Origin of the sequence: Pseudoduganella rivuli (assembly GCF_009674485.1) — a bacterium.
GTDB lineage: Bacteria > Pseudomonadota > Gammaproteobacteria > Burkholderiales > Burkholderiaceae_D > Rugamonas > Rugamonas rivuli_B.
Genome location: NZ_WKJJ01000006.1, coordinates 184286 through 205633, shown reverse-complemented (window position 1 = coordinate 205633; position 21348 = coordinate 184286). Strand labels below are relative to the sequence as shown.

The window sequence follows — 21348 nt, the reverse complement described above, 5'->3', positions numbered from 1 at the left end:
GGGGCGGCGGCCACCCCCTGCGGAGGGAAATTGAAGACTGCAAACCAGTTGCACGTAACCGGGACCAGGATCTGCGTGGTGCAGTGGGTCCGACTGTGGTTGTGCGCTGCGTTTTTCCAGGCTTCCTTGGCATGGGCCGCTCCCCCGCAGCAGTCCGAACTGAAGTTCATCCAGACGCTCACCAACAACAGCATCATGGATGGCGTCGTCACGGCGGTGGCGCAGGATGCACAAGGCTATATCTGGGCCGGCGGCGCGACCGGCATCGCCCGCTTCGACGCCTACGATTTTGTCCGATTCCCCATCAGAAAGAGCCCGGGTGACCCCGAGGTGATCAGTTCGGTCTCGGCCATTGCGCCTGGTCCCGACGGGCGGCTCTGGCTGGGGCTGGCCGCGGTCGGCCTGGTGGCGCTGGACCCGCGCACGGGCCGCTCTGAGTTTTTCCGGCACGATGCGGCCAACCTGAATTCCGTCGGGGCAGGCATCGTCCGGGTCATCGCGTTCGACGGCGCGCAGGGATTGTGGATCGCGCTGACCGATGGCGGATTGGATCATTACGATCCCGTCACGCGCAAATTTGAACACCACCGTGCCGGCAATGGCGGTGTGCCGGACGACCGCGTGGAATCCCTGCTGCTCGACAGCCGTGGCGACCTGTGGATCGGCGGGCCGAAAGGCCTGGCGCGCATGGCGCGCGGCAGCACCGGTTTTACGCGGGTGTTGAGCGATGCCGGCGATGAGGCCCGGCTGGCGCGGCACGTGGTGGTCCAACTGTACGAAGACAACGCCGGACGGGTGTGGGCGGGCACTGTCAGCGGCGCGCTGCTGATCGTGGATCCGGTATCCGGCCGCGTGGACTGGCTGACCGATGGCGAGAGCGGGCAGGCCGGCGCCGTCCATGCCATCGCCGGCGCCGGCGCCAGCGAGCTGTGGATCGGGCGCTCGAATGGCATTGAAATCCGCGCCGCCACCGATGGCGCCTTGTTGCGGCAGGTGCGCCATATGCGGGGACGGGAAGGTTCACTGGCCGCGTCGGACGTGCGCAGCATCGTGCGCGACCGTTCCGGCGTGCTGTTTGTCGGCACCTACGGCGGCGGTGTGCAGCGCCATGTCCCGCCGCTGCCGGGCATTTCCGTTCACGTGCCGGTGTTGGATGATCCGTGGGCCGAGATCAGCATCCGCAGTATCGCTGAAATGCGCAATGGCGAGATCTGGCTGGGACGCGCCGACCGTGGGGTGACGGTGCTGGACCAGTCATTGCAGGTGAGGGGCGATATCGTCTTGCCCGGCCGGTGGCTGGGCGGCGGCGCGTCCGCCGTGCCGGTGGGGGCGGTGGCGCAGGGGGCGGACGACCACGTGTGGGTCGGCGCCGACGACGGCCTGTATGAATTCGGTGCGGACCGCCGCTTTCTCCGCGCTTACGATGCGCCTGGCGGCCGTGCACGCCGTTTGCTGCCGGACCCGGAGGGCGGGTTATGGATTGCGACCCGCAATGGATTGCTGCGCCGGAATCCAGGCGCTGCGGCACTGGTACCGGTGATGCAGGCGAAAGGCGGCCCGTTGCTGGGCAGCGTCGATGCCTTGGCGCGGGATGCATCCGGACGGACGTGGATCGGCCATGCCGCCGGCCTGTTCTGGATCGACGGCGCCACCGGCGTGGCGCACAAAGTGCAGTCCGTGCCGAATCCCGCCGACGCCAATTCCGCCGTCAAAGGCATGTTGGCCGATGGCGACGGGCTGTGGATCGATTCCGACATCGGCCGCTTCCGGGTTGACCGCTTCGATGGCCGCCAGGCGCGCTATACGCTGGCCTTCGACAGCAAGGGGCCGGATGGCCATGCGATTGGCGCCAATCTGCTGCGCGACGTGTCAGGCAGGATCTGGACCCACCGGGGCGTGTTTTATCCCGCCGAACAGCGTTACGACGAATTCAGTGTCGCGGATGGCGTGGATTTCGGTACCGGCTGGTTTCGCGCCTATGCGCAGTTGCGCGACGGCCGCATGCTGTTCGGCGGCGCCGCCGGACTGCTGGTGGTGGAGCCGGACAAGTATGTCAGCTGGGCTTACCGGCCGCCCGTGGTGCTGACGGCGCTGTCGGTCGGCGGCCAGCCCGCAGTGTTGCCCTTGACGCGGAAGGATGCACTGCGCATTGCGCCGCAGCAGCGCACGTTCCGCGCCGAATTTTCCGCGCTGGACTACAGCGCGCCCGAACGCAACCACTACCGTTACCGCTTGCTGGGCTACGATCCTGGCTGGCGCGCGGCGGGTGCGAACCTGCGTGTGGCCAGTTATGACAACCTGCCGCCGGGCGATTACACGCTGCAGGTGCAGGGCAGCAACCGCAATGGCGCCTGGAGCGATGCGGTGGCGTCGCTCAGGGTCACGGTATTGCCCGCGTGGTGGGAAACGTGGTGGGGCCGGCTGGGCATGCTGGCGCTGGCGAGCGCCGCCGTGATGGGGCTGGTGCAATGGCGCACATTGCGCCTGCGCCGCCGCGAAGAGGAACTGGAGTCGCGCGTCGCGGAACGGACGGTGCAGTTGCAGGAAGTATCGGTGGCGCTGGAGCTGGCCAGCCTGACCGATCCTTTAACGGGCTTGCACAACCGCCGCTTCCTGTCCGAGCACATCGAGGCGGACATCGTGCAATCGGTGCGCCGCCACGACGACTGCCTGCGCGACGGCGTCGAGCCGCCCGATAACGCTGACCTGATCTTCTTCCTGATCGATATCGATTATTTCAAGCACGTCAACGACCAGCATGGCCATGCGGCAGGCGACGCCGTGCTGTGCCAGATGCGGCAGCGTTTGCTCAGCACCTTCCGCGAAAGCGATTTTGTGATCCGCTGGGGCGGCGAAGAATTCCTGGTGGTGGCGCGCGGCACCCATCGGAGGAAAGCGGCGACCCTGGCGGAGCGGGCGCGCGCGGCTGTCGCCGACGCGCCGTTCGTGCTGCCCGGCGGGACGGAGTTGGCCAGGACGTGTTCGATCGGTTATGCCTGCTTCCCGCCCGCGCGCCAGGCGCCGCAGGTGGCGGACTGGCAAGCGGTGACGGAGATCGCCGATGCGGCCCTGTATGTGGTGAAGAACAGCGGGCGCAATGGCTGGTGTGGCGTGACGGCGTTGGAGATTCGCGACCAGGAAGGCTTGCGCAAGTTATTGCGCTTGCCGCTGGCCGACTGGCGGGAGAAGGGCGGGGCCGTGATTGAAGGCTCCCGCCTCAAGGCGGCGCAGCAGTGACCGCTTGGCGACTCAGGCGCGGCCCGGGAGTTCGTGGCGCTCGCCAGCCTGCACATTGATCACGATGCGCGGATAGGATGCCAGTTCGGGATACGTGCCATCGACGCGCAGCACCACTTCATACAGGCCGGGACGGACCGTGACTTCCCGCAGGTTGTCGGTCCAGTAGCTGGCGCGGCGCACCACGTTGCCTTCCTGGTCGTAGATGACGGCAATGCTTGCAGCCGTGTTGTTGGCGTTGATGTGCAACGTGGCGGTGGCCGATTCCGGCAAGCCGGCTGCGGCAGGGGCCACGGCAACCTGGGTGGTGGTGCACGCCGCCGATACGGTGGCGATGGCGAAAACGATGGCAATACGGCGGATCATCCGCTTCGATAAGCTGAACATGGTTATTCTCTCAATTAGAAATAGACGGGTAATACGACACTGCGTCGAAGACAGCGCGCCAGCCTGCTGCGGCACTGCTGTTTCTGTTACTGCTGGAATAGGCCGGGCGGGCGAAGGAAGCTGTGCCACGGCTGCGGAAAAAGCCTGTTGCGCTGGCAACTGGGGATCCGGGAGGAGGTGCCATTATAAAACGGGGATTGCTGCGGTGCAACAGATTGGTATATGCGAAAATGAATAACGCCGTCTGGCGACGGCGTATATGAGAGGGTTTGTGGGGGGGGCCGTCAACGTAGGCTGCAGCTAATGCCGTTGTAGTTCATGCCGCGCCGCCAGTTCGATGATCCAATCAATGAACACGCGAAGCTGCTTGCGGACATAGCGGTCGGGTGGATACGCCACGTGAAGCGGCATCGGCTCGATGCGCCAGTCCGTGAACAGCGGCACGAGTGCGCCGCTGGCGACATGCGCCCTGGCCATGTATTGCGGCAGCCATAACGCGCCAAGCCCGGCCAGCCCTGCGGTCAGATACGCATTGCCGTCATCGATCGCGACGAAGTAGCGGCCTGCGACCTTGACGCGTTCGCCTGCTTTCTCCATTGCATAGGGCAAACCGTTTTGCCAGCGGTAATGGACGATACGGTGGCCGGGGCCGTGCAAATCGTCGGGATGCACCGGCGTTCCCGCCTGGTCCAGGTACGACGGGGCGGCGTACACACCCAATTGCAGGTCGGCGACGCGTCGCGCAACGAGCGATCCATCTTCAATTTCACCGCCGCGCACCACGCAATCGACATTGTCGCCAATCAAGTCGACCTTGCGGTCGCTGGCGCCGATATCGAGCTGGATTTCCGGGAAACGCGCGTGGAATTCAGGCAGCGCCGGCACCAGGATGATGTTGGCAAACGGGCTCGGCACATCCACCCGCAGCAGGCCGCGCGGCGCGGTGGCGTCGCTGAAGATATTGTTTTCGATGTCGTCCAGTTCGGCCAGCAGGCGAACCACGCGCTCGTAATAAGCGGCGCCGGCCGTCGTCAAGTTCACTTTGCGGGTCGTCCTGTTGAGCAGCTTTATGCGCAGGTTGGCTTCCAGTTGCTGGACCAATTGCGTGACCGTGGTCTTGCTCACATTCAGCGTTTCGGCGGCCTTGGTAAAGCTGCCAGCCTCTGCAACCCGGACAAATGTCCGCATGCCTTCCAGTTTGTCCATCCGACAGCTCCGCCAATAGTTTGGATTTTCCAAACAGTGTAGCAGTCGTTTTGCCGTTTATCCGAATGATAGGCGGGGCTATAGTACTCGCACGTACCAACACCAGGAGCCAATATATGAAAACGCGCGACACCATTTTCCCAGCCGGGCGGCACGAACTGTACGCAGCCCATAAATATTCAGCCGCGATCCGTTCAGTGGATTTGCTGTTCGTATCCGGCCAGGTCGGCAGCCGGACTGACGGCGCGCCGGAACCGGAATTCGAGGCCCAGGTACGCCTGGCGTTTGAGAATCTGAAGGCAACCCTGGAGGCGGGGGGATGCGGGCTTGGCGATATCGTTGACGTGACGACTTTCCACACGGATCCCGAAAAGCAGTTCGCCACGGTCCTGGCGGTGAAGGACGAGATTTTTCCAGCCGCACCTTATCCGAACTGGACCGCCGTAGGCGTCAACTGGCTGGCAGGGTTCGACTTCGAGATCAAGGTCATCGCCAGGATTCCCGGCTGACTATCTCTGCGCTTCTATTCGTCCCGCTGTGATCGGAGAGCGGCTGGAAAAAGCTCCCGAACCGAAGTTCGTGGGCTTTTTTGCTGTATCTTGGGAGTTGGTACCGGATTCGAACCGAAGACCAACCGAGTAAAAGTGCGTAGTGTTGCCTAAAGGGATTTTAGCTCACCGACGAGTCAATTTCCCTATGGAATGCGAGTTTCTGCATAAATGTATTATTTTCGGTGGAACTAAACTTGGAACAGGCACCCAGACTTGTTTAGTCGGAGATGACTAGAGCACGCCTTGCACGTTTGCAATGGGGCTATAGACGGCAAGTTACATCGGCTTGTGTTGATGGTGATGGCAGGGACAGGTTTTGCCGTGACCATGTGTTGTGTTTTTGGTTCTGGAACGAATTGTTTGTTGATGATATGGAAAAAATTAGTAATACTAATTCTGCGTGAGCGTACCGCTCATTTGCCGCAGTCGTGAGATATATGTTATCGCTGGAAGATGCTCGGAAACGAGCGCTTTATGGGGCGACCTGTAAGGCACGTGGGGAGGGCTCGCACTCTCCTCTCCTCTGACCCCGAGGAGAGATGGACGATAGGCTTGGCCATGGGAAAAGTGGCAGTTGCCAGCGATAAATCGACGGAGGCTTTATTTTTCCCTGCGCTCTATTGTATGAGCTGGCTAATCCTATATTTTCACAGTGCCCACAGTTCCTCAGTTAAATCCAGTTAAAGTTTCCACTGAATCGATCATCACTGTCGAGAATCTTTGCTCGGCATTAAGTATCACCCTCGAGGAGCTCAACGAGGTCCGTTCAATTCCCAACGGTGAACGTTATATCGCATCCCAGATACCTAAAAAAGATGGGACGATGCGGGTAGTTCACAACCCGCATTTTCGACTGAGGCGTATTCAAAGAAGAATAAATAAGAGAATTCTTTCAAGGCAATCTGTAGTAAGTTGGCCTGACCACATCTTTGGAAGCATCCCCAACCAGTTGGACAGTGAACGCATCGAGCACGAAAAGGATTATGTTGCTTGTGCTAGGGTCCATTGTGAGGCAAAGAGTATATTAAGTATAGATATTGCAAATTTTTTTGATAATATTCACATAACTAAAATATCGAAAATATTTTGTGAATTTTTCAAGTATAGCACGGAAGTTTCTAATATTTTGGCTGAAATTTGCTGTCATAATGATAACTTGATTCAAGGAGCTCTAACTTCCAGTTATCTTGCAACATTGTCTTTGTATGAGGTTGAGGGGAAAGTTGTAGAAAGACTTTTGAAAAAGAATCTTCGCTACACCAGGCTTGTGGACGATATTACTGTCTCATCGCGTCTTGCAGGGTACAACTTCGACTATGCGAAAGCGCTCATTGAAGAGATGCTAATCGATATGGACTTGCCGATGAATTCGTCCAAAACGCGTATTCAATACAATTCCACTGTACCTCTAACCGTTCATGGCCTTAGGGTGGCGTTTAAGGAGCCGCGTTTGCCTGGAGACGAGGTTCGGAAGATCCGCGCCGCTGTGCATAGCATAGAACTAATGGCAAGCGAGCCTAATTACAGGACTACTCATCCATATCGCCGTGACTTTAACCGTTGTATGGGGAGGGTGAATAAACTAAGTCGTGTAGGCCATCAGCAGCACTCGGTATTGGTAAATCGTCTTCGGAAGGTAATGCCTCTGCCGTCACCGAAAGACATTGAACGGACTATCAAAATTATTACGCGATTGGAAAGAGATTATCCTACCAAGCGCGGTACGTTTTGGTTTTCAAAACGATACTATCTTGCCCATGAAAGGCTGAATATCCTCAAAAGGTCATTTCCCGGAATTTCGAAAGAATTAAGGAAGAGACTGAAGCCGCTTAGGTCAAAATATGAATAGAATATCAAAATTCAAAATCTTGCTGAGAGCAATTTTTTTAATAGCAATTTTGGGTTACGGATTTGCATTAATTAGTTTGGGTGCCACTATTTTTTCTACCGACCTGCTGGAGCGCTCCTTGTGTTTTCGATCTGAGTGCATAAAAAAATTCAGTGAATGTGTAGATGGAGCTTTGCTAATAGGGAAGGCAACTTCTGATTTGTTGGTTGCGATAGCAACGGCGGGCGGGATCTTGGTGGCGCTATGGAATTACTTCACTACGATAGAAAATTCCGCACTGGCTAATCATATCTCGCATTTTTCTACATTTCAAACTTATTTGAATAACGAAATTGCAAAAAGAAATAGGATTAATGCTTCTAGTATAGATACTTTTCATTGGTACAATGCAATATTTCCTTTTTCAAAATCGGGGAATATGTTGGTGTCGGAGCATTATAAGGAATTTGTTAAAGAATTAAATTTAAAAATCACCAATGCAAATCAACTTTCCTCTACTGCAACTGGGGAGTCATTTCGATATAAGCCTCACCAAACGGAGATAAAGGCCCACTTGAAATTAATAGGTGTAGCTATTTCGCTACAGCCTCGCATTGAGTACTATGAAATTGAAGACCAAGTTTTTTCGCTTATTTTATGCGTTAATAACGCTTTTTGCGTGGGAAGTAACTTGGACGAAATTGTTCAACGAGGATATGCTTGACCCTAGAATGTGATTCACTCAATACCTCTGTGTTCGTTTCTAACGTGGGTACGGTCACGGTGTTATGTTTGGGTGAACTGGATACCTGCGTTAGCTGCTGGCAAATAATTTACCCAGTCCGCATTATCCGACCCAAAGGGAGGTGGTAATTTGAGTTTTTAACTGTCCAGTCCCACAGGGATCCGATCAGTCTGTCATACGAAAAGAGTTTTGACCGCAGTGAATATTTTCCCATAATTTAGGAGTGCTACGCCAAAAGTAGCGCAGAAAATTATGGCAGTGACTGCTGGGTGAGATTTCGCAACTTCGATAATTGCTACAGGATGCACACCGTATATATCCATAAAATTCGCATTCGTCTTCAAGTCTTTCCCGTGTACACGGTCGAAAATATTTGCAAAAATATCCACTTTGCGCAAGGTTGATCGATGGAGGCGGAGATATTCTGAGTGATTATATGCCTCTGCCTCCTCCGCGCCCTGTAGGGCATCTATATCGGCGATTCTATTTAGCTCGACAATACTCATGAGCCGTCCTTTTCGGCCGGTTGGGGAGATATGCGGAGCGTAATTTCTTCCATAAAGGGTAACCAGTTCGCGGGCTAGGTCAAATTTTCTGTCATCGCTAAGTATGTAGGGTTTACCACGCAGGACGGTAAAGCAATGTTCTAATGCAGCGAAACCGAAATTCTCATCGCGCATGTTCCAATGTATGTACGTGGCATCGCGGTGGGCTTCCAGAAATTCAAAGTACCCTGCGAGCATCGCATATTCGTTCTGGTCGATATTTTCCTGGATGTTATCTAGCTGTCCTGCCAATTCAGCAGACTTGTGCAGAGACCACGACTTGGTTTGCCCTGACTTTAGATTGCGTACTGCGATTGACGTAACCCGAAGGGAACCTCCAGTGAAATTTTCATAGAAGGATTGACATGAGTAATGTATCAAGTAGCTGCGGATGGCATTATCGAAGATCTTATTAACCATTTCACGCGTCGCGGCGCGTTCCTTAATTCGTGAAAGCTCCGAACTCAATTCAGGTTCCTTCTCGCCGAGGTTTTAGGAAAAGGGAGTAGTACCCTACGGGCATCCATAGTAGCTTAGCCTATCGCTATGTGCAATTTGGCGGTAGTCTTTCTAAACGAGGCAAGTGCATGTGTAGGTACCTTCGAAGTGCTGTACCAGAAATGAACAAGAGAAAAAGCCCTCGCATCGAAATGCGGAGGGCTTCCTTGAATCTTGGTAGTCCGTGCGAGATTCGAAATTGTGACCAACGGACTAAAACTCCGCTGCGCTAGTAACTGAGCAAACTAACCGAAGGGCCGGCCGGTTATTTCCGCAGGCTGGTCTTGAAGCGCTCCGTCACGTCCGGTTGCCGCTCGAACGCGTCGAAACCTTGCGCCATCGCGACCGACAGGGCATCGAGCCGGGCGTTGAATGGCGGATGGGTTTTGAACAGCAGCGCCAGGCCGGCATGGTCGGCGTTGACCGTTTGCAGCGTTTGCAGGACGGATGGCAGGCCGTACGGGTTATAGCCGGCGCGCGCGGCCAGCACCACGGCCATGCGGTCGGCTTCGTATTCGTCGTCCTTGTCCAGCCCGCGCACGTACAGTTGCGTGCCGATGTTGGACAGTTCGCGGAACAGCGGAGTCAACTGGCCATTGCCGCTGCGGGCCATTTTCTGCTCCACCTTGTCCCCCAGGAATTCCGCGCCCAACGCGGTGCGGGCCGCTTTCTTGATCGCCGCCAGCTGGTGTTTGCGCAGCACGTGGGCAACTTCGTGCGCCAGCACGCCGGCCAGTTCGGCTTCGTTGCGCAGGCCGTACAGCAGGCCGCGCGTGATGAAGATGTAGCCGCCGGGTGCGGCGAAGGCGTTGGCTTCGGCATCGTCCAGCACGGCAAAGCGCCAGGTCAGTTCCGGCCGTTCGCCCTGTGCCGCGACCCACTGTCCGACCTGGTTCACGTAGCGCTGCGCCGCCGCATTGTTGTACAGAGGAGCGGCGCCCAGCAAGTTGCTGGCCATGCCTTCGCCCAGCGCCGCTTCTTCTTCCAGCGTGAATTCGCGCAAGGCATCGGCGATGTTCTTGCCCTTGTTGAGCAGGGCCTTGGCGCCGTCCAGGCTCATGGGCAGCTGGAACTGCGCCTGCGCCGGCGCGCACAGGGCCAGGGTGGCGGCAAATAACGCCGCGATTTTCAGGGATTTCATTTGGCGCCTCCCACTGCGACATACTTCACGGTCTGGCTTTGCAGCCCGGCGCTGGCGGCAAATTTCGCCGCATCGCCCGCGCTCACGGCGTTGCCCTGCATCTGCTGCAGCGCGGCCGGATTAGGGTGCGGGTTGATCAGCTGCTCTTCCTTCAGGCCGCGCACGCCGGTGGTGGCCACGCTGCCGCTGCCGCCTTTGCCGATCGACATCAGGAAGGGATTGGACGATGCATTGGCGGCGGCCGCATTGGTGGGAGCATCGAAACGCAGGCTGAGCATCTTGACCCAGCCCGTATGCGGTGCGGATTTGACTTCGATCCAGCTGGTTTCGCGTTTCAGCACGTCGACGCGGCTGCGCTCGGCCAGGCTGGTGACGGTTTCCGCATCGGTAAATGGCTTGGCTTTCATATCGGTTTGCCGTACCGCGGTGGCCTGCTCCGCGGCAGTAGCGGGCAGGCACACGCTGCTGGCAATGGCCAGCACGTACAAGGTCATCTTCATCGCTCACCTCCTCCTTTTGGACCAAACAGGGATACTTGCTGCTCCCGTCCTTTGACGTCGAATGCGCCGAACGGTGTGAATTCGAAAGCGTCGCCGCAGCGCTCCACGGTGTCCGACGACACCAGAATGCGGGTCACGCCCTTGGTCAAGCCTTCGATGCGGCTGGCCAGGTTGACCGTGTCGCCAATGGCGGTGTATTCGCGCCGCTGGTCGGAACCGATCAGCCCCACCACGGCCGGACCGGAATGGATGCCGATGCCGACATCGAAATCAAGCTCCGTGGCGTCCATTTCCTTTTTGAAGCGCTGCAGCACTTCGGCCATTTCCAGCGCCGCTTCGACGGCGTGGCGCGCGTGGTCCGGGTCGTCCAGCGGCGCGCCCCAGAAAGCCATGATGCAATCGCCGATGAATTTGTCGAGCGAACCGCCATGGCGGAACACGACTTCCACCTGCAGCGTGAAATAGCGGTTCAGCAGTGCCACCACTTCCTGGGGGCTGCGGTTTTCGGACAGCGTGGTGAAACCGCGAATATCGGAAAACAGCACAGAAATGTCGCGCGCTTCGCCGCTGCGCGCCAGCTCGCCGTTCTGCACCAGCTGTTGCACCACATGGGGATTGACGAAGCGGCTGAACATTTGCACCGCCTGGCGACGGCTGCGCCGTTCGGCGAGATAAGCCTGCAAGGCGCAGGCGATGTAGTAGATCCATAGCAGCAGCAGGGCCGAGATGGCCGGCACCAGCCACAGGTGGCCGATGGCCCAGTACACGCCAAGCAGCACGACGGCGCTGAAGGCGGCCAGCCCGGCGCCGATCAGCAGCACTTGCGCGCCGCGCACGAACAGGACGCAGAGCGCCGTCATCGACAACATCAGCACCACCGGCACTTGCCATGCCGGCGGCTTGCGCATCATGCTGCCGTGCTGGAGATTGTCGAGCGCGGTGGCCAGGATTTGCACGCCGGGATAATTGGCGCCGAGCGGCGTGTGGCGCAGATCGTTCAGGCCGGTGGCATCGGCGCCGATGATGACGATTTTCCCGGCCAGTTCGTTGGCGGGGCGTTTCGGATGTTCGCGTCCGAAGTCTTCGTACAGGTCGGCGTAGGAAATGGTGCGGAAGCCTGCCATGCCGCCACTCCACGACAAGAGCATGCTGGGCTGGCGCGGCGCCGCATAGCCGAGGCTTTCAGCAACACGCGCGGGCAAGGAGGGCAGCAGCCAGCCATCGTGGTCGCCGAACAGCTCGTAATGGCGCGTCACGCCGTCCGCATCGCTGAGCATATTGATGCTGCCCGTGCGCCAGTATTTCGGATCCACGGCCAGGGGCGGCATGACCCGCAGGCGCGCGTCGGGGTTGGCCCGGCCGGTACGGATCAGGCCAATCTGGTTGGCGATGGCCGCCGCCGGCAGGCTGGCGTCGGCGCCGCCGGCGTCCAGCCGCACGACAGGGAAATAAACATTGGTGCTGCCGGCCAGCGAATCATTGAACAGCTGGTCGCTTTCCGGGCGATAGACATCGCGCTCCACAAAGCTGATGTCGAACACGATCGCGCGCGGCGACTGGCGTTGCAGCCCGGCCAGCAATTCGGCATGCACGGCGCGCGGCCACGGCCAGGCGCCGGCGACATCCTGCATGCGCGCCAGGCTGGGGTCGTCGATGTTGACCACCACGATGTCCGGCGAGGGCGTTTTGCCGAGCGCCTGGGCGCGCACCATCCGGTCGAGGACATTGTTCTCCAGCGGCGTCAGCACGTGCAAAAAGAGCAGCTCGCAAGCTGCAATGGCCAGCATCAGGATGAACAGGGGCAGGCGCATTTGCGAAGGCGCAAATTCCGATAGGAAAATTAATTATACGCGCGTGACCAAAGGTTGACTTGTATCAAGGAAGGGGTATTGCGGATGGAGTAGGGAAAGCAACAAAAAAGCCCACGAACCGAAATTCGTGGGCTTTCTTGATGAATCTTGGTAGGCCGTGCGGGATTCGAACCTGCGACCAACGGATTAAAAGTCCGCTGCTCTACCAGCTGAGCTAACGACCCAAGGTGAACTTTTCAAGCATCTTTCGAATGGTAGGCCGTGCGGGATTCGAACCTGCGACCAACGGATTAAAAGTCCGCTGCTCTACCAGCTGAGCTAACGACCCGTCGAAAGAAGCAAGATTATAGGCAAGCTTGGCGGCCCTGTCAAATGCTCGAAAGCACTTATTTGGGCCACGAAGGCTTTATTTGCCCTTCAAGCGGTCGCGCGCTTCCTGCGCCTGCGGCGTGTCCGGGTACTTGCTGATCAAGTCCGTCAGGGTTTTCTTGGCGTTGGCCACGGCTTTCAACTCGGTCTGGCAGGTGGCGATGTTCAGCATCGCGTCGGCGGCGCGCGGGCTGTCCGGGTAGTTCTTCACCACCAGTTGCTGGGCCAGGATCGCGCCCTTGCAATCTTTTTGCACGTAGAACGTATTACCCAGGAAGTATTGGGCGTTGGCCGCGTAAATCGAATCCGGGTACATGCGCACGAAGTCGCCCAGCGCGATGGCGGCGTTCTTGTAGTCGCCGCCTTTCAGCAGCAGGACGGCCGCGTCATAAGCCTTTTGTTCGGTCGGGTCCACGGTGCCCTGCTTGCCTTCCACCGTCACCATTTTCGGTTCCAGCTTGCGGATGCGGGCGTCCAGGTCGATGTACAGATCTTTCTGGCGCTTTTGCACGTTGGCCAGTTCGTTGGCCAGCACTTCGATCTGGCCGCGCAGCTTGGCGATTTCCGCCATGGTCTGTTCGTGCTGGCTGACCAGGTCCAGCGTGCTGCTCTTGTCGGTCTTGCTGTCGATGCGTCCGCTGAATTCGGTACGCATGGCTTCCACTTTGGCGCGCAACTCGATGATGGCCTTGCGGGCTTCGTCATCGTCAAACAGGGCGGCGTTTGCCTGCAGCGGCAGGTACGAGAATGCGGCCAGCACGGCGGCGGCCAGGCCGGCTTTGGTGAGTGTCGTCATCTAATTTTGCGCTTTCAAAAGAAACGGGGCAGGGCGCAGTATAAACTGCGCGCCGCCCCGGGTGTAGCCCATGCTTGCTGCTACGAAGTCAGGATTACTTGTAGACGATGTCCGCACGGCGGTTTTGCGCCCATGCTTCTTCGTTGTGGCCTTCAGCCTTTGGCTTTTCCTTGCCCAGCGAAACGGCTTCGATCTGGCTCTCTGGCACGCCCAGGGCTGCCATCGATTTGCGCACAGCTTCAGCACGCTTCTGGCCCAGGGCCAGGTTGTACTCGGCGCCGCCGCGTTCGTCGGTGTTACCCTGGATCAGGATGTTGCGCTGTTTGTTTTTGGTCAGGTAGCCGGAGTGGTTCTGCACCACTGGCTTGCCGTCTTCACGTACCACGTAGCTGTCGAAATCGAAGTACACCGAGCGGGCAGCCAGCACGCCTTTTGGATCGTCCAGAGGGTCGATCGACTGGGTTTGCACAGGAGCGACCTGGCGGGTGTCCGCAACAGGGGCTTTCTGTTCAACTGGCTTTTCTACCACTGGGGCCGGTGCGGATTCTTTTACCGGGGTCGAGCAGGCGGACAGCAGGGCTGCGCCGGCGATGAGGGCTGCTACGCTTTTAACGTTACGCATTTGTAATTCTCCTGGTCGTTGATAAAGTACTGCTTCACTTCATGAAAGGACCCCAGGTGGGCTCCTTGATATTACCCGCTTGAACGGTCAAGCGTTGCTTAACGCGGCCATCAACCGACACCACCGCCAGCGATTTCGTGCGTCCGGATTCGGTCGCATATAGCAGGAATTTGCCGTTGGGTGCGAACGAGGGCGATTCGTCGCTGGTGGTATCGGACAGGCGTTGTTCCTGGCCGCTGGCAAGGTCCAGTACAAAGAGCTGGAAGTTGCCATCGCGCCGGGAGATGTACGCCAGCGTTTTTCCGTCCGAGGAAATACGCGGGCTGATATTGTAGTTGCCACCGAAAGTAACTCGCTGGGCATCGCCGCCGTTGACACTCATGCGATAAATTTGCGGGCCGCCGCTGCGATCGCTGGTGAAATAGATGTACTGGCCGTCGGCGGAGAATTGCGGTTCCGTGTCGATGCCGGCGCTGTTCGACACGCGGCGCATGCCGCTGCCGTCGGCGTTGACGACATACACCTGGGTGTGCCCGTCTTTCGACAGCGCCACGGCCACCTTGCTGCCATCCGGCGACCACGACGGCGCCGAATTGCTGCCCTTTTCATTGGCCACGACCTTGCGCTGGCCCGTCATCAGGTTGTGCACGTAGACCACCGGCTTTTTCTGCTCGAACGATACGTACGCCACCTTGGTGCCGTCCGGCGACCAGGCCGGCGAAATGATCGGCTCGTTCGAGCCCAGCGCCAGTTGCACGCCTTCGCCGTCCGCGTCCGCCACTTCCAGGCGGTACGAGCGGCCCAGTTGTTTGACGTAAGCGATACGGGTGGCGAACGCGCCTTTCACGCCGGTCAGCTTTTCATACACGTCGTCGGCGATCTTGTGGGCGGCCAGGCGCGAATGCTGTGGCAGCGCCGATTGGTCCAGTTGGGACAGCTTGGAACCCTTGACGGTGTCGAGCAATTTGTAGCGCACATCGAAACTGCCGTTGGCCAGCGCCTGCACGGAACCCACCACCAGCGCATCGGCGCCGCGCTGTTTCCACTGGCTGAAATCGACGTCGTTGGGGTTGGCGATGACGCCGGCGTCGATGATCTTGAAGGCGCCGCTGCGCTCCAGGTCCGACTTGATGATGGACGACACCTGGGCCGGCGACAGGTTTTCGTCGGCGAAAGTGGCGATGGCGACCGGGATCTGGTTGCTGCCGATACCGGAAATTTCCACGCGCAATTGCGCGTGCGCGTTCAGGCCGGCCAGCAGGCCGGTGTACAGAATGATTTTGTGCAGAGTCTTCATAGAACCTTCAATGCAAATCTTTAAGGTTGAACACCAGTTCCAGGTCGCGGTCCACAGTGCCGTCTTTTTTCTTGGGCAGCGGGCTCGACTTGTTGATGGCGTTTTCGACCGCGGAATCGTAAGCCGGATTACCGCTACTCTTTACTTTGCGAACCGAAACGATCTCGCCCGTCGGCAATTGCGCGACGCGGAATACCGCTTCCACGTCTTGCTTGGCGCCGGAATACGACACATTGCTTTGCACCTTGGCGCGGATCGCCGCCTGGTAGCCGGCGTCGATGCGCGGCGCCGTCGACTTGGCGGCGGTGCCCGTCACGCCGGTGGCGTCCAGGACGCCGGCCAGGCGTTTCATTTCCGCTTCGCGCCGCTTGTCGGCTTTTTTCTGTTCCGCTTCCGCCTTGGCCTTGGCAAGTTTTTCGGCCTGCTTCTTCTCTTCCCTGGCTTTTTCCTCAGCGAGTTTTTTCTCTTCGAGCTTCTTCTCTTCGGCTTTCTTTTCGGCGAGTTTCTTCGCCTTTTCAAGCTCTTTACGCTCGTCTTCTTCCTGTTTCAGCTTGGCCAGGCGTTTTTCTTCTTCACGCCGTTCCTTTTCAGCCTTTTCCTTCGCCTTGCGCTTTTCCAGCGCAATATCCGGTTCCTTCGCGGGCGGTGGTGCTTCCACTGGTGGTGCGGGGCGGGGCGGCGGCGCCACTTGCGGCTGCGGCGCGGGTTCCGGTTCCGGCTCGGGTTCCGGCGGAGGAGGTGGCGGCGCAGCCTGCTGGATCGCCATGTCCCATACTTCCGCCTCCACCGCTACCGGCTCGTTGTTTTGCCAGTGCACACCGATCCACAGGAACAGCAGCAAGCCCGCGTGCATGGCCGCAGCCATGGCAAGCGAGCGTATGCCATGCTCATCCTTCGGCACGCGGTACGGGCCGCCTGCGGTTGCGGGTTTCACGGGGTTCCTCACCATGCCTTACTTCGTTGCCAATCCCACCCGGTGTATGCCCATCTTCTTCGACTCGGAAATCAACTGGATCACGTCGTCGTACTTGCTTTCCTTGTCGCCTGCAATCATCACCGGATAATCCGGGTACTGCTCATGAATCGCTTTCAGTTTCTTGATCACCGCGTCGCGGTTCGGCGCGGTTTCCGGCGCTTCCTGGCCCTTGCCCTGGATGCCGATGGAAATCGCGCTGTTCGGTTTGATGCTGATCTGGATGTAGCTGTCCGGCGGGCGGGTGGAGCGCTCCGCTTGCGGCAATTCCACTTGCGACGGGTTGTTCGTCGACGGCATCACCATGAAGATGATGAGCAGCACCAGCATCACGTCGATGTACGGCACGACGTTGATTTCCGATTTCAGTTTGCGGCCGCCCCGGCTGCCGCGCATGCTGCTGTTAAAGGAGGAACCCATGGACGCTGACCTGTGACCTTAGCGCGACTGGCGCTGCAGGATGTTGGAAAACTCTTCGACAAAGCTTTCGAAGCGGATGGCCAGGCGGTCGATATCGTGCGAGAAACGGTTGTATGCCACCACGGCAGGAATCGCGGCGAACAGGCCGATGGCGGTGGCGATCAGCGCTTCGGCAATGCCGGGCGCCACTGCGGCCAGGGTGGCCTGTTGCACGTTGGCCAGACCGCGGAATGCATTCATGATGCCCCACACCGTGCCCAGCAGACCGATGTAAGGCGACACGGAGCCGACCGACGCCAGGAACGCCAGATGGCTGTCGAGCGCATCCATTTCACGCTGGAACGCGGCGCGCATGGCGCGGCGGGCGCCGTCCAGCACCACGCCGATGTCCAGTGGTTCGCGGCTCGACGCATAAGCGGCCTTGCCTTTGATGAATTCACCCATGCCGGCTTCGAAGATGCGCGCCAGCGCGCCGCTTTGTTCGCGGTTGCTGCCGGCGCTCTGGTGCAACGCGTGCAAGTTGCCGCCGGCCCAGAACGTGCGTTCGAATTCGCCCGTCTGTTTGCGGGCGGCGCGCACGGCAAACATCTTGCGGAAAATATAGGTCCAGCTGATCAGTGAAATTGCCAGCAGCAGCGCCATGATCAATTGCACGATCAAATGCGCATTGGCGATGAGGGCGAAAAAGGAAAGGTCTTGAGTGACGTTCATTATTGTCGATTCAGATTAACTAAGCGGCGCCGCGCATCCGGGACGCCACGGCATCAGGCACGGTGCGTAGACGCAGGGAAGAATCGACGCAGCCGACCTTGACGCGCGCCGAGTTGAGCAATTGTTCGCCGTTCCAGGCTTCCTGCACGAACTGGATGGAAGCACGGCCCAGCTTTTCGATTCTCAGCGTTAATTTTAGTACATCGTCCAGCCTTGCAGGCGCATGATAGTCAGCGCTGACACTCTTTACAACGAACATGACGTCATGTTCTTGCAGTAGTTGGTGCTGGTTGGTGCCCATGGCGCGCAGCCACTCGGTACGGGCCCGCTCGAAGAACTTCAGATAATTTGCATAATAAACAATGCCACCGGCATCGGTGTCTTCGTAATAGACACGGACATTCCAGATAAAGTCTGATGACATGTTATTTTGACTACTAGTGAGGATGGGCAACATTCTACGCGAAATCGCGCCAATGGTTGCGCAAAACAAGGAGAAAAGTCACGGAAAATCACAGGCGCGACATGACACCGCGCCAAGTAGAGCGGATTCGAGTCAATTTACCAACACTTGTAACATCCGCTTACGAATTTCCCGTCGAAGCCAACAATTCGCTGCTGATAGCGGAAGTTATCTAAAGTGTAAGTAAAACCCCTATGCAGGATTGCGCTTGATCGTGAACGGCGAGAACCCCTGGCAGGTCGGCATCATTTCGATCTGGTTGACGTTGACGTGTGGTGGCAACGTCGCGATCCAGTATGCCGTGTTGGCGATATCTTCCGGGCTCAAAGGCACGGTGCCTTCATAGACCTTGGAAGCGGCCGTGTCGTCTTTCAGGCGTACGTTGGAAAACTCGGTGCCGCCGCACAGGCCGGGCGCCAGGTTGGTGGCGCGCACGCCGGTGCCCACCAGGTCGGCGCGCAAGTTCAGCGTGAATTGCTCGACGAAGGCCTTGGTGGCGCCGTAGACGTTGCCACCCGGGTAGGGATAAGCGCCCGCCGTGGAACCGATGTTGATGATGGTGCCGCTGCCACGCTGGACCATGGCCGGCAGCACGGCGCGGGTCACGGCCACCAGGCCTTTGCAATTGGTGTCGATCATGGTTTCCCAGTCCTCCAGCGACGCTTCGTGCGCCGGCGCCACGCCCAGCGCCAGGCCGGCATTATTGACCAGCACGTCGATCGGCTGCCATTCGGCGGGCAGGGCGGCCAGCGCGGCGGCAATGGCGGCCTTGTCGCTGACGTCGAGCTGGATCGGCAGCACGCTCGGGCCCAGTTCGGCGGCCAGCGCCTGCAGGCGATCCACGCGGCGGGCGCTGACGATGACTTTGTGGCCATTGCCGGCAAATACGCGCGCCATGGCGGCGCCGAAGCCGGCGCTGGCGCCGGTGATGAAGACGATCATGTGGACTTTCCTCTATGTTGCGGCTTTTGCACATAACAATCATGCAATTGTGCCGAAATTAACTCAATTACAAAGATTCTAGCCTAACCAGCCCCTTTCACGCATGGAACGGTCGTGCTTCTTGATATCTTGTCATGGGTTTCCTTGCCCTTGAGCTGGTCTTGCCCTACAATCGGGGCTTCCATTTACGTCTCACGTGACTGGCGAAAAGCCGGCGATTCCTGATTGCCGGCGAAAGGTGGGTATATCCACCGGGGAGCGTGAGATTCAAACAATAGCCGTTCGCCTGGGCAGCCGAAGTGGATTTGCACGACCGAGGCTGCCTGTCCCGTTGTTTCCGGCTTTCCTCATTCGATCCTAACCTGCCAGTAACATTACTCTCACGGAGTTTTTTTCATGTTCGCCAAAGATCACACCCTCGCCAGCATCGACCCGGAATTGTTTTCCGCTATCCAGGCTGAAAATGTGCGCCAGCACGACCACATCGAGCTGATCGCTTCCGAAAACTACACGTCGCCGGCCGTCATGCAAGCGCAAGGCTCGCAGCTGACCAACAAATACGCCGAAGGCTACCCAGGCAAGCGCTACTACGGTGGCTGCGAACACGTCGACGTGGTGGAACAACTGGCGATCGACCGCGTGAAAAAACTGTTCGGCGCGGAAGCGGCGAACGTGCAGCCGAACTCCGGTTCCCAGGCGAACCAGGGCGTCTTCTTCGCCGTGCTGAAACCAGGCGACACCATCATGGGCATGTCGCTGGCCGAAGGCGGCCACCTGACCCACGGCATGCCACTGAACATGTCCGGCAAATGGTTCAACGTGGTTTCCTATGGCCTGACCGCTGAAGAAGACATCGATTACGCAGCGATGGAAGCGCTGGCGAAAGAACACAAGCCTAAGCTGATCATCGCCGGCGCATCGGCCTTCTCGAAGAAAATCGACTTCGAACGCTTCGCTGCCGTGGCCAAGGCCGTAGGCGCGTACTTCATGGTCGACATGGCCCACTACGCCGGCCTGATCGCCGCCGGCCTGTACCCGAACCCGGTTCCTCACGCTGACTTCGTCACGTCGACCACGCACAAATCGCTGCGCGGCCCACGCGGCGGCATCATCCTGATGAAAGCCGAACACGAAAAAATCATCAACTCGGCAATCTTCCCTGGCATCCAGGGCGGCCCGCTGATGCACGTGATCGCCGGTAAAGCCGTGGCTTTCCAGGAAGCACTGCAACCTTCGTTCGTTGAGTATCAGAAACAAGTGGTGAAGAACGCCGACGTGATGGCGAAGACCCTGATCAAGCGCGGCCTGCGCATCGTGTCGGGCGGCACCGAGTCGCACGTGTTCCTGGTGGACCTGCGTCCGAAGAACCTGACCGGTAAAGAAGCCGAAGCCATCCTGGGCACCGCGCACATCACTTGCAACAAGAACGGCATCCCGAATGATCCGCAGAAACCATTCGTGACGTCCGGTATCCGCCTGGGCTCGCCAGCGATGACGACCCGCGGCTTCAAGGAAGAGCAAGCCGAGCAGGTTGCCAACCTGATCGCCGACGTGCTGGACAACCCGCACGACGCCGCGACCATCGAGCGCGTGAAAGCTGCCGTAAAAGTACTGGCGGACGCGTTCCCGGTTTACGCATAATCACCTGCTTTTGGTAACATCGAGAGCGCCGTCCCGCCTGGGGCGGCGCTCTTTTAAATTTGGAAGGCAACTTGCTTAATGAAATGTCCGTTTTGTCAGCATGAAGAAATCCACGTCCTCGACACCCGCATGTCGGAAGAGGGCGATGCGATCCGCCGCCGTCGGCGTTGCGGCAAGTGCGACAAGCGCTTCACGACTTACGAGCGCATCGAACTGGTGATGCCTTACGTGGTCAAGAAAAACGGCAGCCGTGTCGACTATTCGGCCACCAAGTTGCGCGGCAGCCTGGCGCTGGCGTTGCGCAAGCGTCCCGTGTCGGCCGAGGCGGTCGACCTGGCGGTGCAAGCCATTGAAGAAAAACTGCTGACGTCCGGCCAGCGTGAAATCGATTCGCACGCGATTGGCGAACTGGTGATGCAGCAATTGAAGCGCCTCGATACGGTCGCGTACATCCGCTTCGCCTCCGTCTACAAGAATTTCGAATGCCTGGCCGAGTTCCAGGATGCCATCGAAGAAGTCGGCCACGATACGCCGCCGGCCAAACTTTCCTGATCACATATTTATTTGCCTCGCACATGAGCGAGGCAAACCTTCCTTCGATTTGTCATGCCGGCTCAGCCCGGTCTTGATCTTCGTCATGCCGCGCACCGCTTCGGCGCGTAACG

Annotated in this window: 20 protein-coding genes, 2 tRNA genes and 1 riboswitch; of the genes, 6 read left to right on the top strand and 16 right to left on the bottom strand. The window is 58.5% G+C overall.

Annotated elements, in window-relative coordinates; translation table 11 throughout:
* Positions 1–126 precede the first annotated feature (126 nt).
* Positions 127–3237 (top strand): ligand-binding sensor domain-containing diguanylate cyclase, encoded by a 3111-nt coding sequence (locus tag GJ700_RS11615; protein ID WP_154373819.1) that lies wholly within the window; start codon positions 127–129, stop codon positions 3235–3237.
* Between the two features lie 12 nt (positions 3238–3249).
* Here GJ700_RS11615 and GJ700_RS11610 read toward each other — a convergent pair whose 3' ends face one another.
* Both GJ700_RS11610 and GJ700_RS11605 read right to left on the bottom strand, forming a co-directional pair.
* On the bottom strand, positions 3250–3624 hold the full coding sequence (locus tag GJ700_RS11610; RefSeq protein WP_154373817.1) for a hypothetical protein: 375 nt from the start codon (positions 3622–3624) through the stop codon (positions 3250–3252).
* Positions 3625–3924: 300 nt separating this feature from the next.
* Entirely contained in the window at positions 3925–4830 is a 906-nt protein-coding gene (locus GJ700_RS11605; protein ID WP_154373815.1) for a LysR family transcriptional regulator, read from the bottom strand.
* 116 nt (positions 4831–4946) lie between these two features.
* Between GJ700_RS11605 and GJ700_RS11600 the strand changes: the two genes are divergently transcribed.
* The 3 genes from GJ700_RS11600 to GJ700_RS11590 all read left to right on the top strand — a co-directional run bounded on the left by GJ700_RS11600 (position 4947) and on the right by GJ700_RS11590 (position 7933).
* Positions 4947–5339 (top strand): RidA family protein, encoded by a 393-nt coding sequence (locus tag GJ700_RS11600; RefSeq protein ID WP_154373813.1) that lies wholly within the window; start codon positions 4947–4949, stop codon positions 5337–5339.
* A 694-nt stretch (positions 5340–6033) separates the two neighbouring features.
* Complete coding sequence (locus tag GJ700_RS11595; RefSeq protein WP_371867921.1) at positions 6034–7230, top strand: reverse transcriptase family protein; 1197 nt, start codon at positions 6034–6036, stop codon at positions 7228–7230.
* The gene (locus GJ700_RS11590) at positions 7223–7933 is read left to right on the top strand and encodes a retron Ec48 family effector membrane protein (protein ID WP_154373811.1); all 711 of its coding nucleotides are present in this window, start codon (positions 7223–7225) and stop codon (positions 7931–7933) included. Before GJ700_RS11595 ends, GJ700_RS11590 begins: the two co-directional genes overlap by 8 nt.
* A 194-nt stretch (positions 7934–8127) precedes the next feature.
* On the opposite strand, the gene GJ700_RS11585 is transcribed toward GJ700_RS11590, so the two are convergent.
* The 14 genes from GJ700_RS11585 to GJ700_RS11520 form a co-directional block, all read right to left on the bottom strand.
* Positions 8128–8967 (bottom strand): hypothetical protein, encoded by an 840-nt coding sequence (locus GJ700_RS11585; protein ID WP_195763863.1) that lies wholly within the window; start codon positions 8965–8967, stop codon positions 8128–8130.
* Between the two features lie 295 nt (positions 8968–9262).
* A complete protein-coding gene (locus tag GJ700_RS11580) occupies positions 9263–10138 on the bottom strand; it encodes a M48 family metalloprotease (protein ID WP_154373809.1) in 876 nt (291 codons plus the stop codon).
* Positions 10135–10638 carry an SH3 domain-containing protein gene (locus tag GJ700_RS11575; RefSeq protein WP_154373807.1) on the bottom strand — a complete coding sequence of 168 codons (504 nt, stop codon included), beginning with the start codon at positions 10636–10638 and terminating at the stop codon, positions 10135–10137. The genes GJ700_RS11580 and GJ700_RS11575 overlap by 4 nt, the downstream gene beginning before the upstream one ends.
* Positions 10635–12449 carry a CHASE2 domain-containing protein gene (locus GJ700_RS11570; RefSeq protein WP_154373805.1) on the bottom strand — a complete coding sequence of 605 codons (1815 nt, stop codon included), beginning with the start codon at positions 12447–12449 and terminating at the stop codon, positions 10635–10637. Before GJ700_RS11570 ends, GJ700_RS11575 begins: the two co-directional genes overlap by 4 nt.
* Positions 12450–12597: 148 nt before the next feature.
* Positions 12598–12673: transfer RNA gene (locus GJ700_RS11565), tRNA-Lys, on the bottom strand.
* 28 nt (positions 12674–12701) lie between these two features.
* Positions 12702–12777: transfer RNA gene (locus GJ700_RS11560), tRNA-Lys, on the bottom strand.
* 78 nt (positions 12778–12855) lie between these two features.
* Complete coding sequence (gene ybgF / locus GJ700_RS11555; RefSeq protein ID WP_154373803.1) at positions 12856–13614, bottom strand: tol-pal system protein YbgF; 759 nt, start codon at positions 13612–13614, stop codon at positions 12856–12858.
* A 94-nt stretch (positions 13615–13708) separates the two neighbouring features.
* Complete coding sequence (gene pal, locus GJ700_RS11550; RefSeq protein ID WP_154373801.1) at positions 13709–14236, bottom strand: peptidoglycan-associated lipoprotein Pal; 528 nt, start codon at positions 14234–14236, stop codon at positions 13709–13711.
* Between the two features lie 34 nt (positions 14237–14270).
* Positions 14271–15533, bottom strand: a complete 1263-nt coding sequence (gene tolB, locus GJ700_RS11545) for a Tol-Pal system beta propeller repeat protein TolB (protein ID WP_154373799.1) — start codon at positions 15531–15533, stop codon at positions 14271–14273.
* A 7-nt stretch (positions 15534–15540) separates the two neighbouring features.
* Entirely contained in the window at positions 15541–16467 is a 927-nt protein-coding gene (gene tolA / locus GJ700_RS11540; protein ID WP_371867920.1) for a cell envelope integrity protein TolA, read from the bottom strand.
* Positions 16468–16485: 18 nt separating this feature from the next.
* Positions 16486–16926, bottom strand: coding sequence for an ExbD/TolR family protein (locus tag GJ700_RS11535; protein WP_229506934.1), 441 nt, complete (start codon positions 16924–16926; stop codon positions 16486–16488).
* A gap of 18 nt (positions 16927–16944) precedes the next feature.
* Complete coding sequence (tolQ, locus tag GJ700_RS11530) at positions 16945–17637, bottom strand: protein TolQ (protein WP_154373795.1); 693 nt, start codon at positions 17635–17637, stop codon at positions 16945–16947.
* Between the two features lie 19 nt (positions 17638–17656).
* Complete coding sequence (gene ybgC / locus GJ700_RS11525) at positions 17657–18061, bottom strand: tol-pal system-associated acyl-CoA thioesterase (RefSeq protein WP_154373793.1); 405 nt, start codon at positions 18059–18061, stop codon at positions 17657–17659.
* Positions 18062–18292: 231 nt separating this feature from the next.
* A complete protein-coding gene (locus GJ700_RS11520; protein ID WP_154373791.1) occupies positions 18293–19042 on the bottom strand; it encodes an SDR family NAD(P)-dependent oxidoreductase in 750 nt (249 codons plus the stop codon).
* A 186-nt stretch (positions 19043–19228) separates the two neighbouring features.
* Positions 19229–19341, top strand: a riboswitch (ZMP/ZTP riboswitch).
* A 97-nt stretch (positions 19342–19438) separates the two neighbouring features.
* Between GJ700_RS11520 and glyA the strand changes: the two genes are divergently transcribed.
* Together glyA and nrdR are read left to right on the top strand one after the other, a co-directional pair.
* Positions 19439–20683 carry a serine hydroxymethyltransferase gene (gene glyA, locus GJ700_RS11515; protein WP_154373789.1) on the top strand — a complete coding sequence of 415 codons (1245 nt, stop codon included), beginning with the start codon at positions 19439–19441 and terminating at the stop codon, positions 20681–20683.
* Between the two features lie 78 nt (positions 20684–20761).
* Complete coding sequence (nrdR, locus tag GJ700_RS11510; protein ID WP_154373787.1) at positions 20762–21235, top strand: transcriptional regulator NrdR; 474 nt, start codon at positions 20762–20764, stop codon at positions 21233–21235.
* Positions 21236–21348: the final 113 nt, after the last annotated feature.

Excerpts from the sequence above, each read along its gene's own strand:
- GJ700_RS11610 (WP_154373817.1), bottom strand. The coding sequence starts at position 3,624 with ATGTTCAGCTTATCGAAGCGGATGATCCGCCGTATTGCCATCGTTTTC.
- GJ700_RS11605 (WP_154373815.1), bottom strand. The coding sequence starts at position 4,830 with ATGGACAAACTGGAAGGCATGCGGACATTTGTCCGGGTTGCAGAGGCT.
- GJ700_RS11600 (WP_154373813.1), top strand. The coding sequence starts at position 4,947 with ATGAAAACGCGCGACACCATTTTCCCAGCCGGGCGGCACGAACTGTAC.
- GJ700_RS11590 (WP_154373811.1), top strand. The coding sequence starts at position 7,223 with ATGAATAGAATATCAAAATTCAAAATCTTGCTGAGAGCAATTTTTTTA.
- GJ700_RS11580 (WP_154373809.1), bottom strand. The coding sequence starts at position 10,138 with ATGAAATCCCTGAAAATCGCGGCGTTATTTGCCGCCACCCTGGCCCTG.
- GJ700_RS11575 (WP_154373807.1), bottom strand. The coding sequence starts at position 10,638 with ATGAAGATGACCTTGTACGTGCTGGCCATTGCCAGCAGCGTGTGCCTG.
- GJ700_RS11570 (WP_154373805.1), bottom strand. The coding sequence starts at position 12,449 with ATGCGCCTGCCCCTGTTCATCCTGATGCTGGCCATTGCAGCTTGCGAG.
- ybgF (WP_154373803.1), bottom strand. The coding sequence starts at position 13,614 with ATGACGACACTCACCAAAGCCGGCCTGGCCGCCGCCGTGCTGGCCGCA.
- pal (WP_154373801.1), bottom strand. The coding sequence starts at position 14,236 with ATGCGTAACGTTAAAAGCGTAGCAGCCCTCATCGCCGGCGCAGCCCTG.
- tolB (WP_154373799.1), bottom strand. The coding sequence starts at position 15,533 with ATGAAGACTCTGCACAAAATCATTCTGTACACCGGCCTGCTGGCCGGC.
- GJ700_RS11535 (WP_229506934.1), bottom strand. The coding sequence starts at position 16,926 with ATGGGTTCCTCCTTTAACAGCAGCATGCGCGGCAGCCGGGGCGGCCGC.
- tolQ (WP_154373795.1), bottom strand. The coding sequence starts at position 17,637 with ATGAACGTCACTCAAGACCTTTCCTTTTTCGCCCTCATCGCCAATGCG.
- ybgC (WP_154373793.1), bottom strand. The coding sequence starts at position 18,061 with ATGTCATCAGACTTTATCTGGAATGTCCGTGTCTATTACGAAGACACC.
- GJ700_RS11520 (WP_154373791.1), bottom strand. The coding sequence starts at position 19,042 with ATGATCGTCTTCATCACCGGCGCCAGCGCCGGCTTCGGCGCCGCCATG.
- glyA (WP_154373789.1), top strand. The coding sequence starts at position 19,439 with ATGTTCGCCAAAGATCACACCCTCGCCAGCATCGACCCGGAATTGTTT.
- nrdR (WP_154373787.1), top strand. The coding sequence starts at position 20,762 with ATGAAATGTCCGTTTTGTCAGCATGAAGAAATCCACGTCCTCGACACC.